The organism is Pedobacter alluvionis (genome assembly GCF_003664035.1).
GTDB lineage: Bacteria > Bacteroidota > Bacteroidia > Sphingobacteriales > Sphingobacteriaceae > Pedobacter > Pedobacter alluvionis.
Genome location: NZ_RCCK01000010.1, coordinates 138,654 through 151,762, shown reverse-complemented (window position 1 = coordinate 151,762; position 13,109 = coordinate 138,654). Strand labels below are relative to the sequence as shown.

Below are 13,109 nucleotides of genomic sequence, written 5' to 3'. Positions count from 1 at the left end.
CAAAACTCAATTATTTCACTCATTCAAAACGCTGCCTCCCCCATTCTCTTCAACAGCTTTAAATGAGATTTTATCCCCCCGAAATAACTGGTACAATTAGGCGTTATGCCATTTTCATTTAACATTTCATATAATATCTTACTGATCTGCGGATAATACACATGATGATAATGCGGAAATAAATGATGGGCAATATGGTTATTAAAACCGCCCAAAATAAAGTTTGCCGTTTTACTGAAAGGATGCATGTCGTTTGAACTCCCGATCTGGTTCATTAACCAGGAGGCATTAATATAACCCCGCGCATCAGTTTTCGGATATTGCGTTTCCTCTACATGGTGGGTCATAAAAAAGGTAAACAACAAGAATAACGACTGGCTTAGGTGCATCATTAAAAAACCAGCTAACACCACATACCAGGGCTGGATTGCAAATATCATAGGCAATACAAGCAACAAACTGATATAGATAATTTTTTGGAACACAAACGACAGGTAATACTTTATGTTCTTTTTGGCGCCATAACCATCGTCACTAAATAGAATTACAAAATCTTTAATAAAAATCCAGAACAGCGAATAGGTTGTATAAGCTAATGGCGCATACAGGTGTTGGTATACATGAAACCAATAATATTTGCTACCCGGCACCACACGGATCAATTTCGATATTTTAAGGTCTGAATCATAATCTTCTACATTGGGCGCATAATGGTGTGAATTAACATGGCGCAGTTTCCAAGCCTCTGCATGCGCTCCAACCAATGTATAAATAGCTACAAAGCAAATGTGGTTAAGCCGCTTGCTTTTAAAGATGGTATTGTGCGAAAAGTCGTGTGAAAAGTTAAAAGCAAAGAGCAGCGAGATAAAACCATAGATCACATAACAGCCCACAAAACCAATCGGGTTAGCGATATGGTACAAAGCTAAATAGGTTAATAAGGTGATTAAGAAATACACCACGAATTTAAGTACGATGATCATCATAAATGCAGATTTATCGGCTACCACTTCTTCGCTAACGCGTTTGTATATCGCTTTTAGCAACTGACTATCAGCCGCCACATGAATATGTTTATCCTTCATATCGCATCGGGATTAAGTGTTCACTTTTACCCATCATTTTCAAGAACCTGAAATGAGAGGCCAGCGATTCGCCATAAGACATTTCCATATAAGTAAGCCTGTGTTTTTTAGCCAGCGCTTTAAAAATTGGAATAATATTAAGATAGTGTACATGGCATACATTAGGGAGCAGGTGGTGTACCGCATGTGCATTAAAGCCGCCAAGTGTCCAGTTTAAAAACCTGCTTTCTGCGTGATAATCTATTGAGGTAAGCAATTGCAGCTTTGGCCAGCTCATATTCAATTTATGATCCTGATCAGGCACCGGGTGAGCTACATAATCCGATAAATGTGCCACGCCTAATACAGCCACAAACAATAGCGAAATGATAAAATGATTTAATAAAAAAGCCAGTAAAACCGTCTGCCAGCCGAAAGGCAACAGATAAACAGGCAAGATGATCATATAACCGATATATAAGAGCTTATACACAACCAGCTTGATGGCCTCAACTCGGGGAATCTCCACTTTAATGGTGCGGCTCGATAAATTAAACAACATCAAAATTTCCCTGAAAAAGAACCAGTTAATGGAATAGAACAGGTAAAGAAACGGTGCATAAATAAACTGATACCGATGGAACCATAACAAAGGCTGAGATTCAGTCATCCTGAATAATGGATTATTCAGCACATCGATATCACTGCCTTCTATATTGGTATATAAATGGTGCGATTCGTTATGGTTTTTGCCCCATACATAAGCGTTGTTCCCCTGGAGGTTAAAACTCAACGAAAATAGTATCCGGTTCCAGAATTTACTCTTTACTGCAACGCCATGAGCCGCATCATGCGAGACATTAAAAGCAGTTAACAAAATAGAAAGTCCCATCAGCAGGTAAAAAGCGTAAAATGCAAATACCGAATGACTGGTAATCATTAAGGTGTAAAACAGGATGTCCAAACCGAAGTAAAGGAAAATCTTGAAGAACATTTTAGCGTTCCCGGTTTTCTGTAACCCGTTATCAATAAAATACTGCTCAATCTGCTCATTCAATTCTTTATAGAATTCGGAGCCTTCATCTTTTATAAATCGTAATTTGTTCATAACAGTGCGTTTTAATCTTAACCAAATCTAAAGCATAGTACAAACCGAAATAAATCTTAAAGATTACAATAACCGCAATAATTATTGTTTAAAGAAAATAAATAATACACATAAAGTTTATAAATTATATTTTGCAATTTAATCTTTTGCAATAATCCCTTTGATTATTAAAAAACAGTATATTCAATTAATAAATTAATCTTTATGGATAATCAGCAAGAACTATTTTTTCAAGCCATTAAAGCTGTATTGCCCGAATACCAGAACCTGGCATTGAGTATAGCCGAAGAGTTAGGGATAAGCACCAATGAGGCCTATAAGAAAATCAGGGGCGACAGCAACCTTACTTTTCAGCAAATCATCAAGCTATCTGATTGTTTTGATGTCCCATTTCTTTACAACCCGAAACAATCGCTATCTGTTACGTTTAGCTATTTAAGTGTAAATGAAGATTTAGATATGATTGGCTATCTCCAGAATTTATTGGACAATATAAAAGCCATTAAAAACAGTAATAAAAAACATATCACCATCACTACTGATGATATTCCTTTATTTCATTTTTTCAAGTACCCGGAACTCACCAGCTTTAAACTTTTCTTTTGGGCAAATAGCACCAATAACACCGGAATACCTTTTAGTTCGTCCTATATATCCGACGAAATTATTAAAATTTCGCAGGAGCTGCACGCTGCCTACCTGGAAATACCAAGCACCGAAATATGGTCAAAAGATACCGTAACCGGCACACTCGAACAGATCAGGTATGCATTCGAGGCTGGCCATCTTACTGATAATGAACTGGCTGTAAAAATTGTAGAACAGGTAAGGTATTGCCTAACCGATATGAATATGTATGCCATTAGCAGTAAAAAAACCATCGACCCCGACCATACCTTTAATTGGTATAGTTGTGATGTATTGGGGAGCATTGCATACCTGGTTGATTTTAAAGACCGCATGACCTGCTACAATAGATTTAATACTTTTAATTATTTAAAAACCGAAGACCAGTCCTACTGCAAGCAAACCAAACAATGGATGCAGGGGCTGATTATGAAATCAGTTTCTTTTAGCGGTCAGGGAGAAAAACACCGCAATAAATATCTGTATAATGCCTTTGCCGAATGCGACAAGTTGTTGAGGGAGATTACCAATGGTTAGATCAATAATTAAGCGTTAAACCAGCGCCGAACCCCATATCGCTATCATAGTGTGCAGAAATACCCATGTATTTAGTGGTAATAAATTTAAGTCCGCCCATAAATTCTTTATCACTGTTTACCATAAAACTCGCCCTTAGCCGCTTAGAAATCGGTATATCTTCCCGCATCAACTGCAGGCGAACATTACCATCGTGGTACACTTCTGCCTGCGCTATTACTAACATAGGCAAGGTATAGGCAAGCCCTATACTAAACATACTTCTTTTATCCTTTGTGCTTTTCTGGCCAAAAATATTGGTTTCGGGTTCGCCAGCTTCCATTTTCCGGTAGCGCCAATCAAAACCCACAAAAGGCATTAGCCACTGCATCCGGTCTATATACCGGCCAATATGGGTTTCGGTTTCAAAGCCATGCATTTTATTGTAACCTAAACGCCACTCAGCGCCAATACTCCAGCGTGTATTTGCCAACATGGCCATACCGTCGTTTCCGTTGCTGGCAAAATCGTTTTCGGCCATAAAATGAAACATCCGGTCATCGGCAAAAAGTTTTCGCTGCGCCAATTTAGGGTTTGGGATTTCGGGGTTTAACGGTGAGTTTTCATAGCTGAAAATTTTACCCATCCCGCTCATCATGTGGTATAAAATATGGCAGTGAAAAAACCAATCGCCACTTTCTGAAGCGCTAAACTCAATGGTATCGCGCTCCATGGGCATGATATCAAGTACATTTTTTAAAGGGGCGTAATCGCCCTGGCTATTAATCACCCTAAAATCATGCCCATGCAGGTGCATAGGGTGCCGCATCATACTGTTGTTATATAAAATGATCCGCAGGTTTTCGCCCTTTTTGATGAGAATTTTATCCTCTTCAGAGATGGTTTTATTATCTAAAGTCCAAACATAACGGTTCATATTGCCCGTTAACTGAAACTCCATTTCTCGGGTTGGGGCTTTAGGCAATACCGTTTTTTCCGGCGAGCGCAGCATATCATAATTCAATGTTGTCATGGGGCCTTTTGCACCTTTGTTGCTCCCCATATCGTGGCCCTTATGTGCATCCGAAGCAACTGTATCTGTCCCGGCATCATCCAGCTCAGCATACATTACGGTATTCATATCCATCACCTGGTTCTGCATTTTCATGCCTTCCATCTGTACCAGATTACCGTTCATATCCATCATTTCGTTCATCATTTTCATGCCTTCGAAATATTTCAGTTTGGGTAGTTTTTGAGCCGGCACTTTTTCTCCATCGCCAAGCCATAACGAGGCCGATTGGGTACGATCTTCAGGTGTTACCAAAAACTCGAAGCTTTTATTTTCGGGGATGGTTACCATTACATCATAGGTTTCGGAAACGGCAATAATCAGCCGGTCTACCTCTACCGGCGTAACATCGTTACCATCATTGGCCACTACCGTTATTTTACCACCCGCATAAGTGAGCCAAAAATAGGTAGATGCCCCGCCGTTAGCAATGCGCAATCTTACCTTATCGCCTGCTTTGAGCTTGTTTGGGACCTGGTACTGATTTTTTCCATTTACTAAAAAGGCTTCGTAGTACACATCACTCACATCCATGGCGGTCATCCGTTTCAGTTCGTTGGTGAGTTTGGTTTTAAAGTGCCCGCCTTTTATGGCTTCAGCATAACTTTGTGTGGTACCTTTTTTTATCGCGAACCAGTCATTGGCATTGTGTAGTCGCCTGTCAACTTCGTGGGGCATCATATTTGTCCACTCACTTAAAACAACAGGTACTGTAGGTATAGCGGGTTCTTTCCTTTTATTTAAGATCATTACGCCGTACATTCCAATCTGCTCCTGCAGGCCCGAATGGCTATGGTACCAATGGGTACCGTTCTGTATAATAGGAAAACGGTAAACATGGGTTTTATTGGGTTCGATAGGCATTTGGGTTAAATAAGGAACCCCATCATATTGATTAGGGAGAAACAGCCCGTGCCAATGCAATGAGGTCGACTCTTTTAGCCTGTTGTGTACATGTATTTCTGCTGTATCGCCCTCGGTAAAGGATAGCGTTGGCATAGGTATTTGCCCATTCACCGCAATGGCTCTTTTAGCTTTCCCGCCAAAAGTTACGGTTGTATCGGCAACATATAAATCATAGCGCACAACCCTCGGCTGCTTATTGCTACCTAAAGTTTCTGCATCACTTGCTTTCCGGGGGGCTTTTTTGGGGTCAGCTGCTTTTACCTCGTTGTGCTGATGTTGGCCAAAAGCAAAACTACTAAGCAAAATACTAAGGCAACAAACTAAAATAAACTTCATTTTGTAGCGTGTGTTTTATTTAAGTACTTCGGCAACCTTACCACAAGTTAACATTTTATTACCGTAATATGGATTTTTTATCGCCTCGCCTTCGCTTAACCAATAACTTTTCTTCATCGGACAATAAGCATAATAAACAGGCTTATCGCTCAGTTTTACCGCTTTTATCATGGCATAAAAATCGGTTGATAAAGAAGTAAAATGATCTCTTTGATGTTCGATATCTTTACTCTCGGCAATGTGTTCGGCATCAAATAATATTTTATCGCGCAATACTTTCGAAGCGTTGGTTTTTTCGTTGGTTTTTATCGCATTAATTAATGCAGCAGCCTTGGTGCCAGCCACGCTTGCATTGCTACTAATTAAGGCATCTTTAACTTCGTAATAAGCCTGTAAAGGGTTAAGCGCTGCTGTTTTTTCCTGTGCTGACACACTGCCAGCCACAATTAGTACAAGGACATAGATTGTCAATAATTTAATTAAAGTTTTCATTTTGTGTTTAAATTAAATGTGAGCAAAGTATTTCCTGATATCAGTAGCGCGCAGTCTTTTTAATTTGCTTTTCAACCAGAACAGGATTTTATTGTAAACAAAGCTAGTGTTATGGCTTTTCCGGATGTTATACTTTTACCGGAAATGTTTATATAATTATTGCTCTAGGGTCGGGCCACGAGTTTGGCGTTAAACGGTTGAAGATGGAATAGCGATTAACAATAGCCCTTCAACTACTTTATATTGACAGATTCCAATATAAAGGTCGTCATCTCGACTGGAGCAACGCAATGGAGAGATACTTTGAACTATATTAAAAGATCTCTCCACTACGGTCGAGATGACGATACTTCGAAAACATTTATCTCCTTAAATCCACTGTTATTTATATTCATTTTTATATAATAAATTATTCCTCAGGCTGGCAAATCACAGTTTTACCTCAATCCCAATTTCTTCCATCATCCATCTTACATAACCCATCTTCCATTTAGCACATTACATTTTCCATCTTTAACCTATATTTGTACATGCTTAAAAAAGAACGCTACAAACTTTTTGTAGAACATTTTTCGGCCAAGCAGCCTGATGCAGAAACCGAGTTACATTATAATAATCCCTACCAGCTTTTAGTGGCCGTAATTCTTTCTGCACAATGCACCGATAAAAGAGTAAACATGGTAACCCCTGCGCTTTTTCAACGCTTCCCTAATGCTAAAGCGCTGGCCGAAGCTACGCCCGATATTGTTTTCGATTACATCAGAAGCATCAGTTATCCTAACAATAAGGCAAAACACCTGGTGGGTATGGCTAATATTCTGCTTAACGAATTTAACGATGTAGTGCCTTCGGGGATTGATGATTTACAGAAAATGCCTGGCGTGGGCCGCAAAACCGCCAATGTAATTGCCTCAGTAATTTACAATGCACCGGCCATGGCGGTTGATACCCACGTTTTCCGTGTGGCCAACCGTTTGGGTTTAACTAACGGTAAAACACCATTGGCGGTTGAAAAGGATTTGGTCAAAAACCTTCCCGAACACGATATTCATATTGCACACCACTGGCTCATTTTGCACGGTCGTTACGTTTGCGTGGCCAGAAACCCCAAATGTGATGTTTGTGAAATTACCTACATCTGCAGGTACTTTGAACGTATAACCGCCCAAAACGAAAGAGACAAATTAAAAGCTTAAAAAATATTTTCACTTTACTATTGACATTAGCCAGAAAACATTTAACTTAGCTAAATATTTTAGTATTATAAATATCAACATTTAAGCATATTAGCCGATAATCAATTATATTTACGCAATCAATGAAAAAAGAAATGAGCACTGCAAATCCAGATAAATTAAAAGCCTTACAACTTACTTTAGATAAACTAGAGAAATCTTACGGTAAAGGTACCATCATGAAACTTGGCGATTCTGCCATTGAGCCGATAGATTTTATTTCTACCGGATCAATCAGTTTAGATATTGCTTTAGGTATTGGCGGTATTCCAAAAGGCCGAGTAATTGAAATTTACGGACCAGAATCCTCTGGTAAAACAACTTTAGCTACACACATTATTGCCGAAGCACAGAAAAAAGGTGGTATTGCTGCTTTTATCGATGCGGAGCATGCTTTCGATCAGTTTTATGCGAAGAAACTAGGTGTAGATACAGATAACCTTTTAATCTCTCAACCAGATAATGGTGAGCAGGCATTAGAAATTGCCGATAACTTAATCCGTTCGGGCGCTATTGATGTAATTGTAATTGACTCTGTTGCAGCTTTGGTTCCTAAAAGTGAAATTGAAGGCGAAATGGGTGACAGTAAAATGGGTTTACACGCCCGTTTAATGAGTCAGGCCTTACGTAAATTAACCGGAACAATTTCTAAAACCGGATGTTGCTGTATTTTCATTAACCAGTTACGTGATAAAATTGGTGTAATGTTCGGTAACCCTGAAACCACCACTGGTGGTAATGCGTTGAAATTTTATGCATCGGTACGTTTAGATATCCGTCGTATTTCACAAATCAAAGATTCAGACGAAGTTTCCGGTAACCGCGTTAAAGTAAAAATTGTTAAAAATAAAGTGGCTCCACCTTTCCGTATCGCAGAATTTGATGTGATGTTCGGTGAAGGTATTTCTAAAAACGGAGAAATTGTTGATTTAGGTGTTGACTTTGGCATCATTAAAAAGGCAGGATCCTGGTACTCTTACGGAGACACTAAACTTGGTCAGGGTAGAGATGCCGTAAAACAATTGTTAAGCGACAATCCTGAACTTGCAGAAGAGCTGGAAATTAAAATTAAAGCCGAAGTAACAGGCGAAAAATTGGCTGAGAAATAGAAATTACGACATATTCATTTACAAAAGAGGTTGTATCATAAATTGCAATTAACTTTGTTTGTCACGTTGAGCCTGTTTTAATGCCTTGTAAGACATTAAAACAGGTCCTTCGACAGCTATACATTGACGTTATTTTGCAAATCATTATTAATCAATATTTTAGCTGCTTTAGCATTTCCACCCAGCTAGGCCATAGCACGATATCCCCGTTCTGCTTAAATCCGGCCTAACAAATTTTTCGGACTGCACTGCCTAAGCCAAACTACCAGCTTCGAAAGAAAAATTTTCAGCCGGTGTTTTTTGTTTCTTTTTGACACCAAAAAGAAAGAGCCCTTCGGCGGCGGCGAGCCGAGGCAAGACAGAGCCGTAGGATAAGGGAAACGATTGTACGTCACTCATATTGATTTTATACAGTAAATTACCCCTCAGGATGACAATTCTATAGTATGATACAGCCTCTTTTTCTATTTTAGATCTGATTAATAACTAACCGAGATACCAAAGTTTACCGAAGTACCCCTTCCTTTTGAATAAAAGCCCGGTTGCATAAACCATTGTGCCCTTGCCGGGAAATAATCCTGGTTAAATATATTATCTACACCTAAGGTAAGTTTCGTGTTCTTCTTCACCTGATAAATTCCTGCAAAGCTGAATAAATGATACCCTTTTACCGCACCCTCATTTCCATTATATATGCCGTTCGCATTTTTCTCAAATCTGCTGCGCGAATTGATTCCGGTATAGTTTAGGGTTAAATCCAACACCTTTAAGGGGCTATAGGTTACTGAAGCAGTAACTTTTGGCGCCGAAATACGGCGGCCATTGAGATACAAGTCGCCAGCATCGTTAAACTTTCCATTTTTATCGATATCACGCTTGCCTTCTGTATAACTGTAACTTGCAGCTAAACCCAGCTGATCAAACAAATGGTAATCGGCCGCCAATTCAAAACCATAAATTTTTTCAGGGTTCCTGGCGGTATTAAATAAACCGGTAGCAGGGTCATAAACCACTTCAATACCTAACTTAGACGTACTGATATAACCCGACGCAGAAAATGTTAATCCGGCAATTTTACTTTCAAAGCCAGCCTCATAATTATTAACCTTTACCGCATCCGTATTGATCTTATCAATGCTGTTTACTTTGGCATCACGTAAAGCCAGTCCAATATCCATTACGGAAAAACCCTGAGAGAAACTTACAAAAGGACTAAAAACGTTAAATTGATTATACCTTAAACCCGCATTAAAAAGATAAGTGCTGTATTTTAAATTGCCTCCGGTTACATCAAAAGATGGCGTAATGGTAGCATTGTTTGCTCCAGTGGTTCTTAAAGTCCGGTAATCATCAACTGCTATATTTACATTTTCATAGCGCAAACCAGTTTTAAATACAAGCTTGCTTAAGATATTAAAATCTGCCTGCGCAAAAGGTGCAATATTGGTCATATCCATTGTTGGTACCCATACCCTCCCATCAACCAGCGGCTGTGCGGTTTTATCTTTCATGAAATCTGCACCATAAGCCAGATTCATGTTCAAAAAGTCAAGGTTCAATATTGGTGTTTCCAAAAACAAACGTGCTCCTTTTTTATCATTTTTGGCGAGCGATTGTCCATCGCCCCCATCAAAACGACCTAAAGAAACATAAAAAACATCTTTACGGGTTTCGTAATAAACATCCGCATTCAAACTCGAATTAAGAAAAGTACTGTCAATCTTGTACGATAGATTTAAATTGTGGTTATAATCTACTCCAGTTGGGATACCAAGCGGTTTCCCTAAAACACCGGTTGCTTTCTGACCAGTTGCCAGATTACCGTTTACCAAAGTAAAATTACTGTTCTGCAAACTGCTGTATGTATTGTAGGTAAACTGAATGCGTTGATTTTTTGCCGGTACGTAACCTAACTTGGCAAAAGCATTATAGCTATCGGTTTCACCTAAGCTGTAGTTTGGCCCTACCACATCGCCCTTTGCATCTTTATATTCACCGGTTTGCTCATACATTCCACTCACCACATAATCAAATTTACCCAGTTTTCCATAGAACATCTGGTTAATCCTACCCCCTTCAGAGTTTTTAACTTTAACTAGCGATCCGTTTAAATTAAGCTGGGTTTTACCGGCAAACTTTGCTGCAGTATCCGGAACCATGGTGATGTAATTCACTAAACCTCCGGCAGCACCATTACCATAAATGGCTGTGGCACCTTTTACCACTTCTATACGTTCAAGTACCGAGGGGTCTATCGACCTTAAATCTACTTCTGCATTTCTTAACGGCGAAGATTGCGAAACACCATCTATCATCACCAGCATTGGGCGGCCTCTTAAGTTTTGCCCTACATTATTCCCGGTTTGTGCTGTAGGCGCAAAACCAGGAACCTGATTGGCCAGTATGCTGCTTAAATCCGGCGTGATAGCCATCTCTTTCTCCAGTTTTTTCTTATTTACAATACTAACTGAGGTGGTAATATTTTTAATGTTTTCCGGCTTTCTTGAAGTAGAAATTAACACATCATCCAGCGTATTGGCTACTGGTTCCAATACAAAATTAATAATTGTATCGGCCCTTACACCCGCAATTTGCTGCGTAAATGACTTATATCCAACAGCGTTTACCTGAATATTAAACGGAACACCGCTTTTGATATACAACGTATAATAACCTTTGCTATCTGCCTGGATTTTCTGACCTGGTAAAGAAATGGTGGAGTATGGAACCTCATTTCTTTGATCCTTGATGTGCCCTTCAATCTTCACGTTTTGGGCATAGCCCAAAAGAAGATTGCACATTAATATGGTAACGATTAGTATAGTTTTTTTCATCTATCTTTAATTTTCGGCAAAGATAGAAATTATACACTAATAAGAATAGGTCTAAATAAGAATTAGAATATCCTAATTAATTCTGGCTAAATACTGCGCTGAAATCTTTGGTTACATAAACAATTACCAGAAGTGCAGCGATAACCAAGGCACCTAAAATAATCACACCCCAGCTTCCTTTTAGTTTGTTTTTGTCATTCCTGATTAACCAATATAAAATACCGATTAGCGGTATCGCACAAACAATCCAAAATATTAACGATGCTCCAGTCATATATGTATTTAATTTAATAGTTTTTATTGGTCCGAGGTCGGGTGTCGGAAGTTAAGGAGTTAATCCATTCTGAGTATCCATAATCCTCTTCAGTTTTTTGGTACGCAGTTTTCAGTTCACAGTTTCCGAGCTCAAGTTTTCAATCTTTATGCGCTTTAAGGGCTATAATCCCCTGAGCAGTCTTCATCCTGAACTTGTTTTATTAGTTGTATTGATTGCTTTCAATGGTCTAATAGCTACTTCGTAGTCAGGATCTTATCCAGAGAATTAATCACCCAGTAGTCCTTTACATCAACTCGCAGCCAGCTATCGTTGTAAGATTGCTTCGTCGGCTGAAAAAGCCTTCTCGCAATGACGAACGAAGAACAATTAGCTATTGACTAATGAACCAATGACCAATGAACCAAAACTAAAACTCCATCCGCGCCATTGGCGAAACATCCTGCCCTACAAAATCCTGTTTCAGGTACTTTTGGTACCCAGCAATGGCAATCATACCCGCATTATCAGTACAATACTGAAACGCCGGTATATAGATGTTCCAGCCCAATTCATCAGCTGTTTGTTGCAGGCCATTTCTTAAACCAGAGTTTGCCGAAACACCACCTGCAATGGCAATTTCTTTAATTCCGTATTGTTTTGCTGCTTTCTTTAATTTGTTCAGCAAAATTTGTACAATGCTATGCTGAACCGATGCACAAATATCATCTAAATTTTCGGCAATAAAGTTAGGGTTATCTTTTTCCTGCTTCCTGATAAAATACAGAATAGAAGTTTTAAAACCACTAAAACTAAAATTCAGATCGGCGATTTGTGGTTCTGCAAATTTAAACGCCAGAGGATTTCCATGCTGTGCATGTTTATCAATCAGTGGTCCCCCCGGGTAAGGCAAGGCCAGTAATTTAGCGGTTTTATCAAAAGCTTCACCAGCAGCATCATCCAATGTTTCGCCCACAATTTCCATATCAAAGTAATCTTTTACCAGCACGATTTGTGTATGTCCGCCCGAAACGGTTAAACAAATAAAAGGGAAAACCGGTTTTGGATCGTCAATAAAGTGCGCTAAAATATGCGCATGCATATGATTGACAGAAATTAAAGGTATATTTAAAGCTAATGCAAAAGATTTTGCGAAAGAAACACCGACCAGTAAAGACCCTAAAAGACCTGGGCCTCGTGTAAAAGCTACCGCATTAATGTCCTGTTTTGTAACTTTAGCGTTAATTAAAGCTTGTTGCACGGCAGGCACAATATTTTGTTGATGTACCCTTGAAGCTAATTCAGGTATAACACCACCATAATTTTGATGAATTGTTTGGTTTGCAATAACATTGGCAGTAATTTTGCCGTTGTTACAAATAGCAACGGATGTATCATCGCAAGAAGACTCAATAGCAAGTATAACAGACAAATTATTAATATTTAAGCTGCAAAATTATTAAAAAACTATTTAAAATACTCCTTTGGGTAATCGCATCAATAATCCTGCTGGCTGCGCTTCTTGTTTTTTCGCTACAATTTAAGCCTGTTCAAACT

The 13,109-nt window shown here is 39.0% G+C and carries 10 protein-coding genes; 3 read left to right on the top strand and 7 right to left on the bottom strand.

Annotated features, from left to right (window positions below):
* Window positions 1-23: 23 nt before the first annotated feature.
* Together BCL90_RS00895 and BCL90_RS00890 are read right to left on the bottom strand one after the other, a co-directional pair.
* A complete protein-coding gene (locus BCL90_RS00895) occupies window positions 24-1,085 on the bottom strand; it encodes a fatty acid desaturase family protein (RefSeq protein WP_121282087.1) in 1,062 nt (353 codons plus the stop codon).
* Complete coding sequence (locus BCL90_RS00890) at window positions 1,075-2,172, bottom strand: fatty acid desaturase family protein (protein WP_121282086.1); 1,098 nt, start codon at window positions 2,170-2,172, stop codon at window positions 1,075-1,077. The genes BCL90_RS00895 and BCL90_RS00890 overlap by 11 nt, the downstream gene beginning before the upstream one ends.
* A 204-nt stretch (window positions 2,173-2,376) precedes the next feature.
* On the opposite strand from BCL90_RS00890, the gene BCL90_RS00885 reads away from it, so the two are divergent.
* Window positions 2,377-3,336, top strand: coding sequence for a hypothetical protein (locus BCL90_RS00885; RefSeq protein ID WP_121282085.1), 960 nt, complete (start codon window positions 2,377-2,379; stop codon window positions 3,334-3,336).
* Between the two features lies 1 nt (window position 3,337).
* On the opposite strand, the gene BCL90_RS00880 is transcribed toward BCL90_RS00885, so the two are convergent.
* Both BCL90_RS00880 and BCL90_RS00875 read right to left on the bottom strand, forming a co-directional pair.
* A complete protein-coding gene (locus BCL90_RS00880) occupies window positions 3,338-5,629 on the bottom strand; it encodes a multicopper oxidase domain-containing protein (protein WP_121282084.1) in 2,292 nt (763 codons plus the stop codon).
* A gap of 15 nt (window positions 5,630-5,644) precedes the next feature.
* On the bottom strand, window positions 5,645-6,121 hold the full coding sequence (locus BCL90_RS00875; protein WP_121282083.1) for a DUF3347 domain-containing protein: 477 nt from the start codon (window positions 6,119-6,121) through the stop codon (window positions 5,645-5,647).
* 530 nt (window positions 6,122-6,651) lie between these two features.
* Between BCL90_RS00875 and nth the strand changes: the two genes are divergently transcribed.
* Together nth and recA are read left to right on the top strand one after the other, a co-directional pair.
* Entirely contained in the window at window positions 6,652-7,317 is a 666-nt protein-coding gene (nth, locus tag BCL90_RS00870) for an endonuclease III (RefSeq protein ID WP_121282082.1), read from the top strand.
* A 134-nt stretch (window positions 7,318-7,451) separates the two neighbouring features.
* Window positions 7,452-8,465, top strand: coding sequence for a recombinase RecA (gene recA, locus BCL90_RS00865; protein ID WP_121283406.1), 1,014 nt, complete (start codon window positions 7,452-7,454; stop codon window positions 8,463-8,465).
* Window positions 8,466-8,944: 479 nt separating this feature from the next.
* Here the strand turns inward: recA and BCL90_RS00860 are convergent, their stop codons facing one another.
* The 3 genes from BCL90_RS00860 to tsaD all read right to left on the bottom strand — a co-directional run bounded on the left by BCL90_RS00860 (window position 8,945) and on the right by tsaD (window position 12,984).
* A complete protein-coding gene (locus BCL90_RS00860; protein ID WP_121282081.1) occupies window positions 8,945-11,299 on the bottom strand; it encodes a TonB-dependent receptor in 2,355 nt (784 codons plus the stop codon).
* Between the two features lie 76 nt (window positions 11,300-11,375).
* The gene (locus tag BCL90_RS00855) at window positions 11,376-11,573 is read right to left on the bottom strand and encodes a hypothetical protein (protein WP_121282080.1); all 198 of its coding nucleotides are present in this window, start codon (window positions 11,571-11,573) and stop codon (window positions 11,376-11,378) included.
* 409 nt (window positions 11,574-11,982) lie between these two features.
* Window positions 11,983-12,984, bottom strand: coding sequence for a tRNA (adenosine(37)-N6)-threonylcarbamoyltransferase complex transferase subunit TsaD (gene tsaD, locus BCL90_RS00850; protein ID WP_121282079.1), 1,002 nt, complete (start codon window positions 12,982-12,984; stop codon window positions 11,983-11,985).
* Between the last annotated feature and the right edge of the window lie 125 nt (window positions 12,985-13,109).